The organism is Apibacter muscae (assembly GCF_007845635.1).
Taxonomy (GTDB): domain Bacteria; phylum Bacteroidota; class Bacteroidia; order Flavobacteriales; family Weeksellaceae; genus Apibacter; species Apibacter muscae.
Map to the genome: position 1 here is coordinate 128,069 of NZ_SELG01000029.1, position 19,185 is coordinate 147,253.

A 19,185-nucleotide genomic window follows, 5' to 3' on the forward strand; every position below is an offset into this window, starting at 1 on the left:
TGCAAGTTACATATTTTCTATTTAATAAAATATTATGTATAAGCTACAGATTTTCAAATTGTAAAGAGAGAAAAGAGAAAACTATGTTTCTCTTTTTTCTATTTATCAAAATCTATATCATCTTTTTCTTTTAAACTCTTATTTATATTATCATCTGTATGCGTTACTTCATCTATATCTACACTTTCTTCAATAATATCTGTGGTAGTACCTCCAGAGCTTGTATAATCACTTCCATAACTTCCATAGGCAGCTAAATCATCACAACTGAAATCATTTTTCATAGACTCTGGCTTTGAAAATTTATCACTTTGTGATATCTTGAGCTTAGGGTCTGCATATACTTTCTGCATAAAATATCCCCATATTGGTAATGCTGTGCTTGCTCCTTGTCCCATACCGGTTGAAACAAAATGAGCGTAACGGTCTTCCCAACCTACCCATACGCCTGAAGCTAATTTTGGCGTAATGCCTATAAACCAACCATCAGCATTCTTATTGGTTGTACCGGTTTTCCCTGCTACATCTGCTTTAATTCCCATACCTCTTAATCTTTTACCTGTTCCTATATCTACAACCCCTTTCATTAACTCTATCATGGTATAAGCGTATATCTCATTCATTACTTCTCTAACTTGGGGCTCATATTCTTTTATTACTTTTCCATTTTTATCTTCTATTCTCCAAATCATTTCTGGTTTGGTATAATTTCCAAAATTTGCAAATGTACCGTATGCACCTACCATTTCATATATACTTAGATCCGCAGAACCTAACGCTATGGTATTATTTCTTGGAATTGGACTTTCAACGCCTAAGTCTTTAGCCATTTGAATCACTGCATCTGGCCCTGTCGCATCTATAAGTCTTGCCGTAACGGCATTTTTTGAATAAGCTAATGCGGTCTTTAGAGGCATAATTGCACCATTACCTGCAATGGTCCAATTTCCTTTTTTATAGGTTGCATTGGAGACCTGAGTACATGGAGTATATCCTAAATTTTTTATCGCTGTTGCATAAACAAATGGCTTAAACGTAGAACCTACTTGTCTTCTTGCCTGTTTTACATGATCGTATTGAAAATGTTTCCAGTTTACACCGCCTACCCAAGCTTTTATATTCCCATTGGTAGGATCTATAGCCATTAAACCTGCTTGAACAATGTGTTTGTGATATCTAATTGAATCCCAAGGCGACATAAGTGTATCTCTATCTCCTTTCCAAGTAAATATTTGTAGTTCTATCGGCTTTTTAAATTCTACAATAATTTCTTCATCCGTCATCCCCCTATTCTTAAGAAACTTATACCTAGGAGTTCTCTTCATAGCATCTGTCATTAATTTATTATAAAGTACTTCAATCTTAGGATCTCCTGGATAATTATAAAAAGGCGCATATTTTCTACCTTTTTGCTCTCTAAAAAAAGAATTTTGTAAATATTTTACGTGTTTTTCAATTGCATCTTCTGCATATCGTTGCATTCTAGAATCAAGTGTTACATATATTTTTAAACCGTCTTTATACAAGTTGTATTTTTTCCCAGTTTGTTTTTCATAATCGTTGAGAATTGTAGTTACTTCTTTTTTTAACGCATATTTAAAATAAGCTGAATAACCTTCCCCAATATCTTTAATTGGTTTATAATCCAGTTCAATAGGCGTATCTACAACGGTATTATATTCTGCATCGGTAATATATCCTTGTTCTTTCATTAATCCTAAAACTACGTCTCGCCTTTTTCTTGCATTTTCAGGATTAATTTTAGGATTGTTCACCACTGGATTTTCTAACATAGCAATTAATGTTGCTGACTGTGAAAGATCTAAATCTTTTATATTCTTATTGAAATAAACTTTTGAAGCTGTTGCAACTCCGTTAGCATTATACAAAAAATCGAATTTATTTAAATAAAGAGCAATTATTTCATCTTTGGTATACAATCTTTCCAATTGTACAGCAATTACCATTTCTTGTAATTTTTGAATAACTCTTTGAAACTTAGATTTTGCTACACCATTATAGGAAAAATTCCCATTTTCTTTTTCTCTTTGTGTAAATAATAATTTAGCTAACTGCTGGGTTATAGTACTTCCCCCCCCTCTTTTTCCAAGAAAAACAACAGCTCTAAGCAACGCTTTACTATCTACCCCAGAATGATAAGGAAATCGTTCATCTTCCTTAGCCATTAATGCATATATTAACGGTTGAGGTAATTCTTTAAACTCTACAGGAATTCTCTTTTCTTTTTCGAACTTTTGTAATACCACTCCATCTGAAGAAATAATTTCAGAGGCCACGAATATTTCTGGATTTTCCAAATCTCGAACATCTGGCATTTCTCCAAAAACACCATATATGGTAAGTATGAATATCAAAAATATTGCTAAAATTCCAGTAAAGAATAATGCCCAAAACCATAGTAAAAATCTTTTAACTATGCTTTTTTTTCTGGGAAATTTATGTTTATTTTTTATATTTTTATTTAAATTCATAATAATTTAATTATTCACCGTAGTACTTTATTCTATGCTAACGCCAAAATCTTCTATCCCCACCAAGGTATCTTTCCTCATACCCTGAACTATTGATATTGTATAATCTCCTTCTTTAGGAAAAGAAAAATTTTCTTTATATCTATAATAAATTTCCTTTACCTCTCCCATTCCTTTTCCTAACCACTTGCCTGTAACATCGGATAAATTATAGTTTACCGTATCCATTTTTTGTATGATAGTATCTCCTTTCTTTATTTGAACAAAAAAATATATATTCATAAAGGGATACTCATTATTATTTCTTACAATAAAATTGATATTTTTTTTTTCTTGAGGATTTTTAATTTTTACATTAAATTTTAGTGTATCTGTTTTAAGCCAAGTATTATTTATATTCTTTACTTCCGAAAATTCGTAATTATTTTTACACTGAGATAAAAAGGTTACTAAAATAAAAAAAGAAACTATTTTTTTCATTCTATGAGCTTTAATCTTTTTTAATTCTTCTACTTTTAGAATTTTGTTTACTTTCTATCTTTTTAGGATTCTTAGGCTGTTGAGGCTTAGTATTCTTGTTTCTTTTTTTGTTTGTAGATCTATGCTTTTTCTCAAATCTATTAAGGTTATTTTCCTCAATCAAATCAACTTTTAAATTATTTTTTTCCTTAAGCTCGTCTAACGGTTTTGTTGGAATCCCTTTAGCATTTAATGCAATTAATTTTTTTAGTTCATCTACATCTATGGGGTACCAAGAAATAGAATTATTTGCATATGTAAACCACATTTGATGTCTAAATACATCTACTTTAATGCAAAAAGCTCTTCCTTTTTCTGTTTCTAATATTGTTTGGCTGGATGGAAAATCTACTAATGCATCTACATAGGTATCTAATTCAAAATTTAAACAACATTTTAATTTTCCACATTGCCCTGCTAGTTTTTGCGGATTGATGGATAATTGTTGATATCTTGCAGCAGCCGTATTTACAGATCGAAAATCTGTAAGCCAAGTAGAACAACATAGCTCTCTTCCGCATGAACCTATACCTCCTACTTTAGCACTTTCTTGTCTATAACCAATTTGCCTCATATCAATTTTAGTACGAAAAGCAACTGCATAATCTTTTATAAGCTGTCTAAAATCAATCCTACCTTCAGCGGTATAATAAAGTGTTACTTTAGAGCCATCCCCCTGGTATTCAACATCACAAATTTTCATTTCAAGATTTAACCTTCTAGCTATTTTTCTAGCTTCCAACATTACATTATTTTCTTTATCTCTATAGTTTGTCCATATATCAATATCTTTTTGAGAAGCTTTTCTGTATACTTTATTTAATTCTTCTAGCTTGACTTTCTTCTTTTTCATTTGGATTTTAACCAATTCTCCTGTTAAAGATACTATCCCTATATCATGCCCACCACTTGCTTCAACGGCAACTATATCTCCTATAGTCAATGGATGATCAGGATTTACTATATAAAAATCTTTTCTATCATTTTTAAATCTAACTTCTATATATTGATTATGTATTTTTGATGTGGGTGGATTTATTCCTGAAAGCCAATCGAATACAGATAGTTTTGTATTGCAACTGCCGGTTCCACAAGCTCCATTATTTTTACATCCTTTAGGAATCCCATTTGAACTACATGAACCACATGTTCCCATTTTGTATTATTTATTCTAATTTACAAAGATAGTTATTTTGTTATTTATGGATTATAATTATTTTTTTACTCCGTATACTATTTAATAAGGAAATCCTGTTATTATACTTAATATTATGCATTTAAAAAAATTACCTGATTTTTCATGCCTTTCTAAATATATATCGGTTGATGCTATATTTTATATAAAAAAATGGCTAAGCCCTTATTGGTTTCAACTACATATTAAAAATCCTAGAGATTCTAAATTGGGAGACTATAGATTTCCTAAATCTAATGAACCTCACAAAATAAGTGTGAATGCAGGAATGCATCCCTCCTTATTCTTTTTTACTTTAACTCATGAAATCGCTCATTTAATAGCTTTTAATACTTATTCTGTAAAGATTGCTCCACATGGTAAAGAATGGAAAAAAATATTTTCTGAAATGATTCTTGAAAGTATTAATGTTTATGAAGATGATCTACAACCTTTATTAATTAGATTCGCTAAAAACCCTAAAGCTAGCTATTACTCTTCTCCATGTATATCTGAATATTTTAATAAAAAACTTTCTCCTAACATATTTTTACTAAAAGACTTAGACAATGGAGATGAATTTATCATTAAAAACAAAGTATTCCTTAAACTTCAAAAAATAAAAACTCGTTATATTTGCGTCGAAAAAAAAAGTAATAAGAAGTATCTGATATCCGGAAGTGCTCCGATTGAAAAAATAGGTTATAATTTACATGAAAAATAATAATTATTATTGCGTTATAATGGCTGGAGGTATTGGTAGTAGATTTTGGCCTATGAGTACGCCCAAACTCCCCAAACAATTCCACGATATTTTAGGAACTGGTAAAACATTAATACAACAAACTTTTCATAGGATTTCTAAAATTATTCCCATTGAAAATATTTATATTATTACTAATGAAGAATATGTAAATCTTACTTTAGAGCAACTGCCTGAAATTTCTAAATCTCAAGTGATTGGTGAACCTAAAATGATGAATACTTCGGCTTGTAATATTTATATGGCTGAAAAAATTTATAATTTAAATCCTGATTCATGTATTATAGTTGCACCGTCGGATCACCTTATTCTAAATGAAGACGAATTTTCAAGAGAAGTATTAATCGCTTTTAAAAAAGCTGAAAAACAGGACATTTTAGTAACTTTAGGCATTACTCCTCATAGACCAGATACTGGATATGGATATATTGAGTTTTCAGAAAATGAGAAATCTACTGAAGCTTATAAGGTTAAATCTTTTAAAGAAAAACCTGATTTGGAAACAGCCAAATCTTTTCTAAAATCTAAAAATTTCCTTTGGAATTCAGGGATTTTTATTTGGTCTTCCAAAAGTATTTTAAATTCATTTCAATTACTTTTACCTGAAATGTATGAGAAATTTCAATCTATCAAAACCTCTTATAATACACCCAATGAAAATATTAAAATTAGGGAAGTTTATAATCAGATTGAAAAAGTTTCAATTGATTATGGAATTTTAGAAAAATCTAGCAATGTATGGGTTATTCCTTCTTCTTTTGGCTGGAACGATCTGGGTACATGGAATGCTTTGTATGAAAATTTAAGTAAAGACAATGAAGGAAATGCTATTTATGGAAAAAATATTCATGCATATAATAGCTCAAATAATATTTTAAAAACCACCCAAATAGATAAAACCATCATTATTGACGGTTTGAAAGATTATATTGTAGTAGATACTGATGATGCTTTGCTTGTATGTCCTAGGGAAAGTGATCAAGAAATTAAAAATTATTTAAAAAAAATAAGAACTATTGATTAGTTCTTATTTTTAAAATTATTTATTTCATAGAGCATTGCTTCTCTTGCTTTTTTAAATATGGGTGAAGAAAAAACAAAATCTTGCAAAGGCTTATTTTCTGCCACTATAATACTATTTTTATCGCCTTCCCACTCTTTATATCCATTTTTAAGATAAACAATTTTTTCTCCTATCTCTAAAACAGAATTCATATCGTGTGTGTTTATGATAGTTGTAGTATTATATTCCTGGGTTATTTCATGTATAAGTTTATCTATCAACTGAGAGGTTTGAGGATCTAACCCTGAATTTGGTTCATCACAAAAAAGATATTTAGGGTTATTTACAATTGCTCTCGCTATCGCCACACGTTTTTGCATTCCTCCTGAGATTTCAGAAGGATATTTTTTTCGAGCATTGGTCAAATTTACCCTTTCTAAAACTTCATCAACTCTATCTCTCATTTGTTTCTCTGTCATATTCGCAAACATTTCTAAAGGAAACTTTACGTTTTGTTCTACTGTCATCGAATCAAATAAGGCACTTCCTTGAAAAACGGTACCTATTTCACTTCTTAATTTCTGTCTATCACTAGTGGTTAATTTTGATGCATTGGTCCGTTCATATAAAATCTCACCTGTTGTTGGTTCAAAAAGTCCAAGCATACACTTTAAAAATACTGTTTTTCCAGATCCACTTTGACCAATAATTAAATTTGTTTTTCCTTTTTCAAAGGTTACAGATATACCTTTTAAAACTTGTACCCCGTCAAAGGATTTGGTTATATTTGAGGCTGTAATCATTAATTTAAAAGTAATTGTGTTAAAACAAGATTAGTTATTATAATCAATACCGTGGTCCAAACTACAGCTTGCGTACTGCTTCTACCCACTTCTAAAGATCCTCCTTTCACATAATACCCATAAAAGGACGGAACAGTTGCAATCATAAACGAAAATACAATTGTTTTAATGAAACAATAATATATATAAAAGGATGGGGATTCCATCTGTAACCCTTGTATATAATCTGCAGAAGCCCAACTTCCAGAAAGATCTCCTGCAAAATATCCTCCCCAAATTCCCATGATTACACTAATCATAATAAGAATAATGTTAAAAAAAAGAGAGGCAACTACTTTTGGGAGAATAAGATAAGAGGGTGTATTTACTCCCATAATTTCTAAAGCGTCAATTTGCTCTGTTACTCTCATGGTTCCAATACTAGATGCTATAAAGGATCCTACCTTACCTGCCAACACAATACTGATGATCGTAGGACAGAATTCTAAAATTAATACAACCTTTGTAGCATATCCAACATAATAATCAGGGATAGGAAAAGAAGAGGTTTGAAAGTTATTATACATTTGTATGGCAACTACTGCTCCTACGAAAAAGGATGTAAAAACTACTAGTCCTACAGAATTTAATCCTAAATCATTAATTTCTCTCATTAGGCTTTTTAAAAAGATTCTTCTTCTTTGTGGCTTTTTAAAAACTCTAACCATAAGAAGAGAATACATGCCAATATTTGATATCATTCCCATAATTATGCGAAGTTAATACAATTTATCATATGAAAATTTTTGACTAAATAAATAGGTAGGTTTTAATGACAACAACTTTTGCTCTTATCATCCATTTTCTCTATCTTTAATGCTTTTTTGGGTGGCGATAGGTAAGGTATGCCAATTTCAAGCCCCCTTAAAATAAAAATAATCCCTAGAAGTGCTAAAAAGTAAGGGAAAACTTTTGTTACTTTAGTTTTTGCTTTTATTCCTATGAAATTTCCTGCTAAGACTGTAATGAACATAAAGGGGAATGTTCCCAAACCAAAAATAGCCATAAAAAGCATACCCTGAATTATTCCCCCAGCTGCTATTGATGCTGCTAAAGAAGCATAAACCACTCCACAGGGTAAAAATCCGTTTAAAACTCCAGTTAAATATCTTGAGGTATTATCTTTTTTCTGAATGTATTTACCTAAAAACATTTTAACTTTAATCATGAAATGATTTAAAAATTTAAGGTTTCCGCCCAATTCAAAGTTTTTGCCAGGTAATAGTACCATCAATAGTAGTAATACACCTGCAAAAATAGATACGTATTGTTGATAACCTGCAATATTAAAGCTTTTTCCTACTATTCCTAATATTCCTCCTAAAATAGAATATGTTGAAATTCTACCTAATTGATATAAAAAATTTTGTGTATAATATTTAACTTTATTATTTGCTTCTAGCCCTAATGAAAAGGCAATGGGTCCACACATACCTATGCAGTGTGTTCCGGATAGTAAGCCTAATGTAAGTGCATAAACATATATTCCTATTTCCATTCTACAGGTATTTCCATTTTATAGTTAATATTGTTTTTTTTCCAATATAGTTTTAATATATAGTTTCCTATTTCTAGAACCTTTTTTGGAATAATAATTTTATTCCCCATTTCAAAGTCTAATGTATTTTTATTTATGTCTAACATTTTAGAATTTGGTCTATAAAGCTGAAATCTACCCATTGTATTTATGGAGGAAAATTCTTTAGGAAATTGTATTTCAATACCTACTTCTTTATCAACAAAAATTTGAGGTTTTTCCAATAAATTCATGGCATTATTAGCAGCATCAATTTCTTTTTGATAATAAATTTCGTCCTGATAATAATCATCGGAGACTAAATCAAAAGTATTTTCAGAAAATTCTAAACTAAATACCATTGAGCATATAAAAACTATAAAACTCACTAATGCTAAAATTATTCCGTGTGCCCAAGTAAACTTAAATTTCATATATCTTAAAATAACTCTTTGGTTGGTCCAATAAAATTGGTTTTATATTCATCTATTTTTGCGCCTTTATTATCAAAAACACCTATAACTACTTCTTGTTTTGTTTTTGATAAATCCGCCTCAGGAATTTTTATAACTGCTGTACCTTTTAATAATTCTTTAGGTTTAATAGTTATTTTATTTCCATACCCTACTAATTCAATTTCCGCTGATTTAGGTGATATGATTTTAATATTTAAATTTTGAATTTCTGAAGTTTTATTAATAAAACTAAACTGATATTCATCAACTATATTTTTATCTTGAATTGTAAACTGAGTTCCTACTACTTTTAAGAATTTTGATTCAACACTTGATCTTACAAATAATAACGAAGTACACACAGCTATTAAAATAAAAAGTATTAATGTATATGCGATTACTCTAGCATTAAATTTAAAAGTAGTTCTCTTCTCAATCATGTTCTCAGAAGCATACCTAATTAGACCTGTGGGTAAGCCCACTTTTGTCATAACTTCATCACAAGCATCAATGCAGGCAGTACAATTAATACATTCCAATTGTGAACCATTTCTAATATCTATTCCTGCAGGGCATACAACTACACATTGTTGACAGTCTATACAATCTCCTTTGCCCGATAACTTTCTATCTTCATTTTTTTTCCACTTGCTCCTACCTTTCTCGCCTTCTCCTCTAATAAAATCGTAGGTAATATTAATGGTATCCTTATCTATAAGTACTCCTTGCAATCTTCCATAAGGGCACACAAATGAACATACCTGCTCTCTAAACCAAGCAAATACTAAATAAAATAATGCAGAAAAAATGATTAATGCAACGAATAAACCTACATTATTTGCAGGCCCCTCTTTTATCATTTTAATCATTTCATCAATACCAAATATATAGGAGAATAGAATGTTTGAAAAAATAAAAGATATTAAAGCAAAAATCGTCCATTTAAGTAATCTTTTTCTAATCTTTTCACTGTCCCAATCTTGTTTATCTAAACGAATTTGTTTGTTCCTATCACCTTCTATAAGATATTCTATTTTCCTGAAGACATGCTCCATAAATATAGTTTGTGGACATATCCAACCACAAAATATTCGCCCATAAACGACAGTAAACAGGATAATAAAAACTATTGTAGTTACAAAACCTATACTAAATAAATAAAAGTCTGACGGCGAAAAATACGCACCAAATAAATAAAACTGTCTATTTAGGAAATCAAATTGAAATAATGGATTTCCTTTAGAGGTTTTTATAAAAGGAATTACAAATAGTAGTATTAATAAAATTGCGCTTACTATATTTCTATAGGTGGTGTATTTGCCATGTGTCTTTCTTGGAAAAACCCATTTTCTTTTTCCTGATTCTTCAGCTGTTGCTAAATTTTCACGAAATGATTCACCTTCTAATTCTGGTTTTATTTTTTCTTCTTGAGACATTATGTAAAACTATCTAAGATTAAGTCTTTACGTTCTTATCTGATTTATACAAATATACTGAACATATTTTTAGAAATCTAAAAAGTCTACCTAAGAAATTTAGATAGACTTATTTTTATTGTTTAATAATTGATTGATTCTAATTTCCAGAAACTTCTGTAACCACTTTTACTTCTTTTCCTTCTTTTTTAGCTGCTTCAACAATTGCTTGAGGATTTTTTACCCATGGTGCAATGTCTCCCTGAGGGGCTTTGCCCGCAGAAGATCCATCAGGATTTTTTTTGGTTGTTTCATTTAAATGAACTAAATAACTTGCAACTTTTACAATATCATTCCCTTTTAATTCTCCTGAATTGATGAAACTTCTCATGGTAGGATTTGTTTTACTACCGTTCCAAACTACAGAAACTATATTTTTAAATTCATCATTTTCAACAATATTTAACCAATAGTCATCGGTTTGATTAGGTCCTGAGCCTCCAGTCGCTCCTTCACCGTGGCAAGTAATACATAAATTGTTGTAAATTTCTTTGCCTTCCTTAATGGCTTCCGGATTGTATTGAGCTGTTTCAATGGTAGCTTGTGGAACAGTCTTTTCATACTCAGCTATTTCTGCTAACTGTGTTTTATATTCTGCATCGTACTCGGCTATAGGATGAGCAAAATCCGTAAAAATATAGGCAAAGAAATAGATCACACCACAAGTAATAGTAATCGCAAATAAACCTATATACCATTTAGGTAATTGATTGTCTAATTCTTGAATTCCATCGTACCCATGATCGAGAATCGCAATTTCCCCCAATTCTTCTTCTTTACTTCTTTTGAATGCATCTCTCCAAAGTCTAGTGAAGTATGGGGTTTTTAATAATTCTAAGTATCTATTTTTCTCTTCTTCTGATAAGTTCTTAAATTTCCCAGCATCTATTAATGAATCAATAGAATTATTTATAAGTAATAGTACTATTGAAATAACTATGGTTCCTAAATAAATAGGATTATTTATAAATTTAAAATTCTGAAGAAGCATTAAAAATGCCCCTGTTATTAAACATACAGCTATAATTATAATTATTCCTACGGGTGTTCTTGGTTTCATATTAATTTACTGTGTTTTGATCTTTATCCTGTTTATTTTCCTCGTCTAAAGGCATACTGCTTATTTCACTATAATAATTTTTAGGTTTAGACATTACCATATATATAAGTCCAACAAAAAAAATAAAAAAAATTACTAATGCTAAACTTTGATATATGGTAGCGCTATCAATACCTGCTATTATTTTACTATAGAATTTAAGCATAATTATTAATTACTTGCCGTTTTAACTTCAGTATTTTTTATATCTGTTCCTAATCTTTGTAAGTATGCAATTAAAGCTATAATCTCTCTTTGTTCTAAAGGAACAAAATTTTCACCATCCTTAGCTGCTGTTGCTTCAAAACGCTCTTTATAATCAGGTCTATCCGTAAATATACTTGTTACAATTTCTTTAGCTTGATCACTCATACTTTTCTGATAGTTATCCATTAACTCTTGATCGTAAGGTATATTAAACCAATTTTTCATAACATCTAATTTTTCCTTAGTTTTTGAAACATCTAATTTGTTATATATTAACCAAGGATATGCAGGCATAATTGAGCCTGGAGAAGTATCTCTAGGATTCAACATATGGGTAAAATGCCAAGAATCTGGATTCTTCCCACCTTCTCTATGTAAATCTGGTCCTGTTCTTTTAGATCCCCATAAGAAAGGACGATCATAAATATATTCACCTGCCTTAGAATATTCTCCGTAGCGAACAACTTCATCTCTGAATGGTCTTATCATTTGAGAATGGCAGGCATTACATCCTTCCCTTATATATAAATCTCTACCTTCTAACTCTAAAGGAGAATATGGCTTTACTGATGAAATAGTTGGTATGTTCGATTTTACAAATACGGTTGGTAAAACTTCTATTGCTCCACCTATAGCCAAAGCTACAAGGGTTAATATAGAAAAATATATTGGAGTTCTTTCTAACCAAGTATGCTTTTTTTCATTTTCTCCTTTTTTAGAAGATATTTTTAAAGCCGGAGCTTCTGCTGGTTCATTTGCTAACAAATTACCTTTTCTTACGGTAACAAAAATATTTACTACCATCAAAGCAGCTCCTGCAAGGTAGAACACCCCACCTATAAATCTTGTAATATAAAATCCTCTTAAAGCAGTTACGGTTTCTAGAAAGTTTTTATAAACTAAAGTTCCGTCTGGGTTAAATTGTTTCCACATTAATCCTTGTGTAAAACCACTCATATACATAGGTACTGCGTATAAAACAATTCCTAATGTTCCTAACCAAAAATGCCAGTTTGCTAATTTTACCGAATATAATTTAGTTCTATAAATTCTAGGGATTATATAATAAAGCATACCAAAGGTCATAAATCCATTCCAGCCTAAGGTACCTATATGAACATGACCGATAACCCAATCGGTAAAATGACCAATTTTATTTAGGGATTTTGTAGCAAGTAATGGACCTTCAAAGGTTGCCATCCCATAGCAAGTAATCGCTACCACAAACATTTTTAAAATAGGATCCTCTCTAACTTTATCCCAAGCGCCTCTTAAAGTTAATAAACCATTTAACATCCCTCCCCACGATGGAGCAATTAACATAATGGAGAATACAGTTCCTAGCATTTGAGCCCAACCCGGTAAGGAAGTGTATAATAAGTGATGCGGACCTGCCCACATATATACAAATATTAGAGACCAAAAATGTATAATTGATAATTTATAAGAGAAAACTGGTCGATTGGCAGCCTTTGGCATAAAATAGTACATCAAGCCTAAAACGGGTGTAGTTAAGAAAAATGCCACGGCATTATGCCCAAACCACCATTGTACCATTGCATCTTGTACACCTGCGTAAGCAGAATAACTTTTTGAATGCACAATGTTCCAATCAATTGGAACTTCTAAATTATTAAATACCCATAACAAAGTAATTCCAATCCAAGTAGCTATATAAAACCAAATAGCTACATACATATGACTAACTCTTCTTTTTGCTATAGTAATAAACATAATTATTCCGAATAGCACCCATATTATAGCAACAAATATATCGATAGGCCACTCATGCTCTGCGTATTCTTTAGAGGTATTTATACCCATTAAAAACGTAATTGCTACTAAAACAATTATAAGTTGCCATCCCCAGAAGTGAATCCAAGAGAGTGTATCATTGGTACGGGTTTTTAATAATCTTTGAATGGAGTAATAAAATCCTGCAAAGAATCCATTTCCTACAAATGCATAAATTGCTGCACTTGTATGTAACATTCTTAATCGTCCAAAACCAATAAAACCTTGGGATTTTGCTAATTGACTTGGTTCTACCCCAAAAATAAAATCTGGCAATGTGGGTATAAACAATAAAGCAGCCACTGTCAGTCCTACTATAAATGCGACAACACTCCAAAATATGGTTGCAAAAGCAAAAGCTTTTGTTATTTTGTTGTCATACGAAAATTTTTGTGTCTCCATCTTTTATAATGTAGTTATCTTAATATAATTTTTCTATTTTATTTTTTCTTCATTATTTTTTAATTCTTCTCCTTCAGCGTGTTGAACCTCATTAGAATCAATCAACATTCTTACTGCCGGAGATTCATCATCGTCAAACTGACCTTTTTTAATAGCATAGATAAATAGCCCTAAAAAAATAGCAGCTAAAGAAACACTACACAATATCATTAAATACAAAATCTCCATAGCCTTATCCTATATCGCACAAATCTAATATTTTATTTACTTTCATTCATAAATATACTCTTAATATTTGATAAAAAAAAATAATTTAGAACGTTTCTAAATTATTAAGATTTTAGATCTTTCTTAAAAACTATATATCCTGAAATTTGAGTTAAGATTGTAGATATAAACACAATAGTAATTGAACTTACAGGCATTAAAATAGCTGCAACTAAAGGTTTAAGTCTACCTGAAACAGCAAAACTTAAACCAATAATGTTATAAAAAAAACTTATCATAAAGCATATATACACGATCCTTATAGCAATCTTAGATATTTTAAGATAACTGGATAAACTTGTGATTCTACTTCCATCTAAAATTGCATCAGAAGAGGGTGTAAAGCTATTTATATCGTCAGCTATAGCCACACCGACATTCGACTGTTTTAATGCTCCTGCGTCATTAAGACCATCACCCACCATCATAACTAAATCTCCTTTTTTTTGCAATTTTTCAATATATTCTAATTTATCTTGGGGTGATTGATTAAATTTTAAAATAGTCGAAGTAGGAAATAGTTGTTTTAAAAATTCTTCTTCTGAATTATTATCACCACTTAAAAGAGAAATTTTATTTTTTAAAGATATCTTTTTTACAACCTCAGGTACATATTTTCTATATTGGTTTTTAAATATATATCTTCCTATATTTTCTCCATTAATACTTATAAAAACGGATGTCTCTTGAATAGGCTCCCCCTTATATTTAACAAAACTAGAGGAACCAATTTTATAGGTATTTCCATTAACATTAGCTCCAATACCTTTCCCTATGATTTCTTTGTAATTGCGTACTAATAATGACTTGTCGGGGCAATCTAAATATTCATAAAGTGAACGGCTAAGGGGATGATTTGAATTCTTTAAAATAGCTTTTAATTCTTCCAGTTCAGCAACGGTTAATGGTTTACCTTCATAAGCTATATGATTAGCTTTATTCATGGTTAAAGTACCTGTTTTATCAAAAACTATATGGTTGACTTTCGACATTTTCTCAACCGTTGTAGAATCTTTAACATAAAATTTATTTCTCCCTAAAATTCTCATTATGTTCCCTAAGGTAAAAGGGACTGAAAGAGCTAAAGCACATGGACAGGCTACGATAAGTATTGCAGTAATTACCTGATACATTTGGGAGGTATTCTTTTCAATGAAATACCAGTAACAACCACTTATTAGGGTAATTATTAAAATAACAAATACAAAATATTTGCTTACGCTGTTCGTAATTGTATCTAAGATAGAATTTTCTTTTTTAAAGGCTTCATTATTCCATAGCCTTGTTAGGTAACTTTGATTTACTTCTTTAATTATCTCTAATTCAAGCATGGTTCCTCTTTGTTTACCTCCGGCAAAAATTTTCTGACCGCTCTTTTTCTCAATTAAATGAGATTCTCCAGTTATAAAACTATTGTCAATAAATGCTTCTCCTTTTATTAAAATAGCATCTGCCGGTATAATTTCGCCATTTCTAATTAATATTCTGTCTCCAATTTTTAGTTTTGAAATTAGGATATTTTTTTGCTGATTGTCTGGATCTATTTTAGTAACAGCAATTGGATAAAAAGATTTATAATCTCGATCAAAAGCTAATGATTTATACGTTCTTTGCTGAAAAAATTTACCTAATAACATAAAGAATAATAGACCGCATAATGAATCAAAATATCCATTGCTTATCCCCCAATAGGCTTCGTAACAACTTCTGAAAAACAAAGCAAAAATACCTATAACTATTGGCATATCTAAATTTAACCTTTTATATCTTAAAGCACTCCAAGCAGATTTATAATAATCAGAGGCACAATATAAAACTACCGGTAGAGATAATAAGAACATCAAAACTCTAAATAATTGATTGTACTGTTTCAACCAAACATCTTTATTGCCTTCTAAAAATTCTGGAAAAGCCAACAGCATAACATTCCCAAATGCAAATCCTGCAATACCTATTTTTATTATTAAAGTTCGATCTACATTTTCAGGTTTCTTTTTTTCGGCCGTTTCTAAATTTATTATGGGTTTATAGCCTAAACTAGACAAGAAATTGGCTAATTCACTTAATTTATACGTTGAGCTTTTATAGGCTATTTGTACAGTTTTGTTGGTAAAATGAACGGTAGAATATAAAATTTTTGAATTAATGTTTTTTAGACTTTCCAATAGCCATACACAAGAAGTACAATGTATTACAGGTATTTTAAGGGTTACCAGTGTGGTTCCGTCTTCAGAATAGTCTATAATTTTATTGAAAATTTCAGGAGTATCTAAAAATTCAAAATAATTCTTATCTCCATCTGGTTTAATTCCAGCCTGTTTATTTAGCTCATAAAAATTATTAAGATGGTTTTGACTTAATATTTCATAAACTGTTTTACATCCATTACAACAAAAAACTTTATCATCAAAATTAACTTCTTCGCTTACTATTTCTTGCCCACAATGAAAGCATTTTTTATCCATACTCCCTATAATCAATATTTTAATTTACAAAGTTAGCTTCTTTTAAATTACTTTAAAGAGAAATATTTTTGTATTTTCGCCCGAAAAATCGAGCAATGTATAGTGATTCTGTTGAATTAATTATTTCTGAGTTAAAAAACAACGATGTTTTAAAAGAGTTTTCTAAAGATGAAATTAAAATTTTAAACAATGAAATAATTGAGGTAACTTATCATAAAGGTCAAGAAATTATTCATGAAGGATGTAAGCCTACTGGTATATATGGTATTCTAAAAGGTACTGCCAAACTATATCAAAATGGTTTTAATGGAAAAGAACAAATTTTAAGATTTGTTAAAAGAGGAGATATTATTGGATATAGATCTTTATTGTGCGGGGAGTCTTTTAGTGCTTCTTGTACAGCTATTGATGATGAGCTTGTCGCTATATACATACCCGAAATTATTTTTAACAGGCTACTAAAGGTGAGTTCTAAAGTATCTTTTGATATCTTAAAAAAGATTTCTCTAGATTTAGGAGAGGCGGGTAAGACCATCACCCTATTGGCTCAGAAAACAGTACGCGAAAGATTAGCTGAAGTCCTACTTTTTTTAGAAAAAAAATTAGGCATTGACCAAGAAGGTTTTATAAATATAACTCTTACCAGAGAGGAAATGGCTAACCTTATTGGCACTGCTACAGAAAGTGCTATACGATTAATTTCTGAATTTAAAGGAGACAAATTAATTAAAGTAAGTGGTAGAAAAATTAAAATTTTAGATCATAAAATGTTAACCCGATTGGGTCATGTTACTTTATAAATCTGATAATTCCATCCATCTCATTTCTTTTTCTTCTAATTCTTGAATTAAAAGATTTAATTCATCTCCCAATTCTTGAATTTTTTTAAATTCCAAATTTTCTAGTGTCAGTTGCGAAGATAATTCATCTTTTTTCTTTTCAAGTTTTGCAATTTCATCTTCAAGGATTTCTAACTCTCGCTTTTCTTTAAAAGACAATTTTTTATTTTTTTTTACTGGCTCTTCATGACCTTTATCTGCAGCTATTTTTTCTTCACTTTGGTTAATTTCTTCTTGATTAACACTAGTTTTAGACTTTTTTTCTAAATAGTATTTGGTATAATTACCTATAAAATTTGTAATCTTACCTTCCCCTTCAAAAATCATCAATTCATCCACGACTTTATCCATAAAATATCTATCATGACTTACTATTAATAAACAGCCTTGATAATCATTTAAAAAGTTTTCTAAAACGGTTAAAGTTGGTAAGTCTAAATCATTCGTAGGTTCATCTAGAATTAAAAAATTTGGATTTTTAAAGAGTATAGAAAGTAATTGTAATCTTTTTTTCTCTCCTCCACTTAATTTTCCTATAGGTGTATATTGAGTTTCTGGTTTAAATAGAAACATTTCTAAAAACTGGCTTGCAAAAAGCTGCTTTCCATTAGATAAAGGAAAATAGTCTGCGATTTCTTTTACGTAATCAATGACTCTCTGTTCTTCTTTAAATATAATACCCTCCTGTTTAAAATGACCGATATTTAAAGTATCTCCCCATTCTATGCTCCCTGAATCTATAGGCTCTTGGTTTTCCAATATTTTAAGAAAGGTTGTTTTACCTGCTCCATTTTTTCCTACAATTCCTATTCTAGCCCCTCTTAAGAATGTATGCGTAAAAGAATCTAATATAATTTTATTTCCGAATTTTTTGGAAACACTCTCCATTTCAATAATTTTTTTCCCTAGACGAGTCATTTGCATGTCTAGCTGAAGATTGGAATTATCTAATTTTATATTTGCTGTCTCTTCTGTCTTATAAAAATCTGAAATTCTACTTTTAGACTTGGATGTTCTCGCTTTTGGTTGTCTTCTCATCCATTCCAACTCTTTTTTGTAAAGATTCTTTGCTTTATCTATTTGGGAGGCTTGATTTTCTATCCTTAGTGCTTTGTTCGTAACGTAGGTTTCATAATCTCCGTTATGCGTATAAATCATCTCATCTTCCAATTCTAATATTTTGGTGCATATAGCATCTAAAAAATAACGATCGTGGGTAACTAAAATCAATGTCTTATTTTCTTTATTCAGAAAATATTCCAACCACTCAACCATTTCAATATCTAAGTGATTGGTGGGTTCATCCAATATCAATAAAATATAACCTTTCTCTAAAGTAATATCGATCAAGAATTTGGCAAGAGAAATTCTTTTCTTCTGCCCTCCAGACAAATCTTTAATTTTTTTAAAAAGAAAGTCAATTTTTAATTGAGAAATAATTTCCTGTATTAAAGGTTCTACCTTCCATCCATCGTACAAATCCATCTTTTCAATCAAATTCATTAGTTCTGGATTTGAAGGATCTTCTTTAATTAACTTGTCATACTGATGAACTACATCTAAAATAGGATTGGAATGATTAAAAATATAATCTTCTGCCTTCGAGTCATCATTAAAAGAATCTGACTGCTCAAACATGATCACTTTTACATCTTTATTAAATAAAATTTCTCCATCGTCTAGGTTTTCCTTTCCAGCTAATATTTTTAATAGAGTAGACTTCCCACTTCCATTTTTTGCAACCAAAGCTATTTGCTCTCCTTCATTTACATGAAACGATACATCTTTAAATAGAGTTCTTATTCCGAAAGATTTGCTAATATTTTTAACTGAAAGATAATTCATATGTTGTTATTTAAATCGACGAGATCCT

The 19,185-nt window shown here is 30.2% G+C and carries 17 protein-coding genes; 3 read left to right on the top strand and 14 right to left on the bottom strand.

What is annotated here, in order from left to right; genetic code table 11:
- Positions 1–98: 98 nt before the first annotated feature.
- From ETU08_RS02685 to ETU08_RS02695, 3 genes are read right to left on the bottom strand one after another with little or no spacing between them, the layout of a single operon-like run.
- Positions 99–2,492 (bottom strand): penicillin-binding protein 1A, encoded by a 2,394-nt coding sequence (locus ETU08_RS02685; RefSeq protein ID WP_146261471.1) that lies wholly within the window; start codon positions 2,490–2,492, stop codon positions 99–101.
- 27 nt (positions 2,493–2,519) lie between these two features.
- The gene (locus tag ETU08_RS02690; protein WP_146261472.1) at positions 2,520–2,972 is read right to left on the bottom strand and encodes a gliding motility lipoprotein GldH; all 453 of its coding nucleotides are present in this window, start codon (positions 2,970–2,972) and stop codon (positions 2,520–2,522) included.
- A 10-nt stretch (positions 2,973–2,982) separates the two neighbouring features.
- Complete coding sequence (locus tag ETU08_RS02695; RefSeq protein WP_146261473.1) at positions 2,983–4,167, bottom strand: PSP1 domain-containing protein; 1,185 nt, start codon at positions 4,165–4,167, stop codon at positions 2,983–2,985.
- A gap of 115 nt (positions 4,168–4,282) precedes the next feature.
- Between ETU08_RS02695 and ETU08_RS02700 the strand changes: the two genes are divergently transcribed.
- On the top strand, positions 4,283–4,909 hold the full coding sequence (locus ETU08_RS02700) for a SprT-like domain-containing protein (protein WP_146261474.1): 627 nt from the start codon (positions 4,283–4,285) through the stop codon (positions 4,907–4,909).
- Entirely contained in the window at positions 4,899–5,972 is a 1,074-nt protein-coding gene (locus ETU08_RS02705; RefSeq protein WP_260390986.1) for a mannose-1-phosphate guanylyltransferase, read from the top strand. The genes ETU08_RS02700 and ETU08_RS02705 overlap by 11 nt, the downstream gene beginning before the upstream one ends.
- Here the strand turns inward: ETU08_RS02705 and ETU08_RS02710 are convergent.
- The 10 genes from ETU08_RS02710 to ETU08_RS02755 all read right to left on the bottom strand — a co-directional run bounded on the left by ETU08_RS02710 (position 5,969) and on the right by ETU08_RS02755 (position 16,473).
- Positions 5,969–6,754, bottom strand: a complete 786-nt coding sequence (locus ETU08_RS02710) for an ABC transporter ATP-binding protein (protein WP_146261475.1) — start codon at positions 6,752–6,754, stop codon at positions 5,969–5,971. The genes ETU08_RS02705 and ETU08_RS02710 overlap by 4 nt on opposite strands.
- Complete coding sequence (locus ETU08_RS02715; RefSeq protein WP_146261476.1) at positions 6,754–7,500, bottom strand: MlaE family ABC transporter permease; 747 nt, start codon at positions 7,498–7,500, stop codon at positions 6,754–6,756. Before ETU08_RS02715 ends, ETU08_RS02710 begins: the two co-directional genes overlap by 1 nt.
- Positions 7,501–7,562: 62 nt before the next feature.
- Positions 7,563–8,291 (bottom strand): sulfite exporter TauE/SafE family protein, encoded by a 729-nt coding sequence (locus ETU08_RS02720; protein WP_146261477.1) that lies wholly within the window; start codon positions 8,289–8,291, stop codon positions 7,563–7,565.
- The gene (locus ETU08_RS02725) at positions 8,282–8,743 is read right to left on the bottom strand and encodes a FixH family protein (RefSeq protein WP_146261478.1); all 462 of its coding nucleotides are present in this window, start codon (positions 8,741–8,743) and stop codon (positions 8,282–8,284) included. Before ETU08_RS02725 ends, ETU08_RS02720 begins: the two co-directional genes overlap by 10 nt.
- Positions 8,744–8,748: 5 nt before the next feature.
- Positions 8,749–10,200 (bottom strand): cytochrome c oxidase accessory protein CcoG, encoded by a 1,452-nt coding sequence (gene ccoG / locus ETU08_RS02730; RefSeq protein WP_146261479.1) that lies wholly within the window; start codon positions 10,198–10,200, stop codon positions 8,749–8,751.
- A 139-nt stretch (positions 10,201–10,339) separates the two neighbouring features.
- On the bottom strand, positions 10,340–11,299 hold the full coding sequence (locus ETU08_RS02735) for a cbb3-type cytochrome c oxidase N-terminal domain-containing protein (RefSeq protein WP_146261480.1): 960 nt from the start codon (positions 11,297–11,299) through the stop codon (positions 10,340–10,342).
- Position 11,300: 1 nt separating this feature from the next.
- On the bottom strand, positions 11,301–11,504 hold the full coding sequence (locus ETU08_RS02740; protein WP_146261481.1) for a CcoQ/FixQ family Cbb3-type cytochrome c oxidase assembly chaperone: 204 nt from the start codon (positions 11,502–11,504) through the stop codon (positions 11,301–11,303).
- A 5-nt stretch (positions 11,505–11,509) separates the two neighbouring features.
- Positions 11,510–13,741 (bottom strand): cytochrome-c oxidase, cbb3-type subunit I, encoded by a 2,232-nt coding sequence (ccoN, locus tag ETU08_RS02745; RefSeq protein WP_146261482.1) that lies wholly within the window; start codon positions 13,739–13,741, stop codon positions 11,510–11,512.
- Between the two features lie 33 nt (positions 13,742–13,774).
- The gene (gene ccoS, locus ETU08_RS02750; protein ID WP_146261483.1) at positions 13,775–13,969 is read right to left on the bottom strand and encodes a cbb3-type cytochrome oxidase assembly protein CcoS; all 195 of its coding nucleotides are present in this window, start codon (positions 13,967–13,969) and stop codon (positions 13,775–13,777) included.
- A 104-nt stretch (positions 13,970–14,073) separates the two neighbouring features.
- On the bottom strand, positions 14,074–16,473 hold the full coding sequence (locus ETU08_RS02755) for a heavy metal translocating P-type ATPase (RefSeq protein WP_146261484.1): 2,400 nt from the start codon (positions 16,471–16,473) through the stop codon (positions 14,074–14,076).
- Between the two features lie 95 nt (positions 16,474–16,568).
- Here ETU08_RS02755 and ETU08_RS02760 point away from each other — a divergent pair, with 95 nt between their 5' ends.
- Positions 16,569–17,273: a Crp/Fnr family transcriptional regulator gene (locus tag ETU08_RS02760; RefSeq protein ID WP_146261485.1), complete on the top strand. Its 705-nt coding sequence runs from the start codon at positions 16,569–16,571 to the stop codon at positions 17,271–17,273.
- On the opposite strand, the gene ETU08_RS02765 is transcribed toward ETU08_RS02760, so the two are convergent.
- The gene (locus ETU08_RS02765; protein WP_146261486.1) at positions 17,268–19,157 is read right to left on the bottom strand and encodes an ABC-F family ATP-binding cassette domain-containing protein; all 1,890 of its coding nucleotides are present in this window, start codon (positions 19,155–19,157) and stop codon (positions 17,268–17,270) included. The two genes, ETU08_RS02760 and ETU08_RS02765, sit on opposite strands and share 6 nt — an antisense overlap.
- Between the last annotated feature and the right edge of the window lie 28 nt (positions 19,158–19,185).

Bases quoted from the DNA above. Each gene is read 5' to 3' on its own strand.
- ETU08_RS02685 (WP_146261471.1), bottom strand. From the start codon at position 2,492: ATGAATTTAAATAAAAATATAAAAAATAAACATAAATTTCCCAGAAAA.
- ETU08_RS02690 (WP_146261472.1), bottom strand. From the start codon at position 2,972: ATGAAAAAAATAGTTTCTTTTTTTATTTTAGTAACCTTTTTATCTCAG.
- ETU08_RS02695 (WP_146261473.1), bottom strand. From the start codon at position 4,167: ATGGGAACATGTGGTTCATGTAGTTCAAATGGGATTCCTAAAGGATGT.
- ETU08_RS02700 (WP_146261474.1), top strand. From the start codon at position 4,283: ATGCATTTAAAAAAATTACCTGATTTTTCATGCCTTTCTAAATATATA.
- ETU08_RS02705 (WP_260390986.1), top strand. From the start codon at position 4,899: ATGAAAAATAATAATTATTATTGCGTTATAATGGCTGGAGGTATTGGT.
- ETU08_RS02710 (WP_146261475.1), bottom strand. From the start codon at position 6,754: ATGATTACAGCCTCAAATATAACCAAATCCTTTGACGGGGTACAAGTT.
- ETU08_RS02715 (WP_146261476.1), bottom strand. From the start codon at position 7,500: ATGGGAATGATATCAAATATTGGCATGTATTCTCTTCTTATGGTTAGA.
- ETU08_RS02720 (WP_146261477.1), bottom strand. From the start codon at position 8,291: ATGGAAATAGGAATATATGTTTATGCACTTACATTAGGCTTACTATCC.
- ETU08_RS02725 (WP_146261478.1), bottom strand. From the start codon at position 8,743: ATGAAATTTAAGTTTACTTGGGCACACGGAATAATTTTAGCATTAGTG.
- ccoG (WP_146261479.1), bottom strand. From the start codon at position 10,200: ATGTCTCAAGAAGAAAAAATAAAACCAGAATTAGAAGGTGAATCATTT.
- ETU08_RS02735 (WP_146261480.1), bottom strand. From the start codon at position 11,299: ATGAAACCAAGAACACCCGTAGGAATAATTATAATTATAGCTGTATGT.
- ETU08_RS02740 (WP_146261481.1), bottom strand. From the start codon at position 11,504: ATGCTTAAATTCTATAGTAAAATAATAGCAGGTATTGATAGCGCTACC.
- ccoN (WP_146261482.1), bottom strand. From the start codon at position 13,741: ATGGAGACACAAAAATTTTCGTATGACAACAAAATAACAAAAGCTTTT.
- ccoS (WP_146261483.1), bottom strand. From the start codon at position 13,969: ATGGAGATTTTGTATTTAATGATATTGTGTAGTGTTTCTTTAGCTGCT.
- ETU08_RS02755 (WP_146261484.1), bottom strand. From the start codon at position 16,473: ATGGATAAAAAATGCTTTCATTGTGGGCAAGAAATAGTAAGCGAAGAA.
- ETU08_RS02760 (WP_146261485.1), top strand. From the start codon at position 16,569: ATGTATAGTGATTCTGTTGAATTAATTATTTCTGAGTTAAAAAACAAC.
- ETU08_RS02765 (WP_146261486.1), bottom strand. From the start codon at position 19,157: ATGAATTATCTTTCAGTTAAAAATATTAGCAAATCTTTCGGAATAAGA.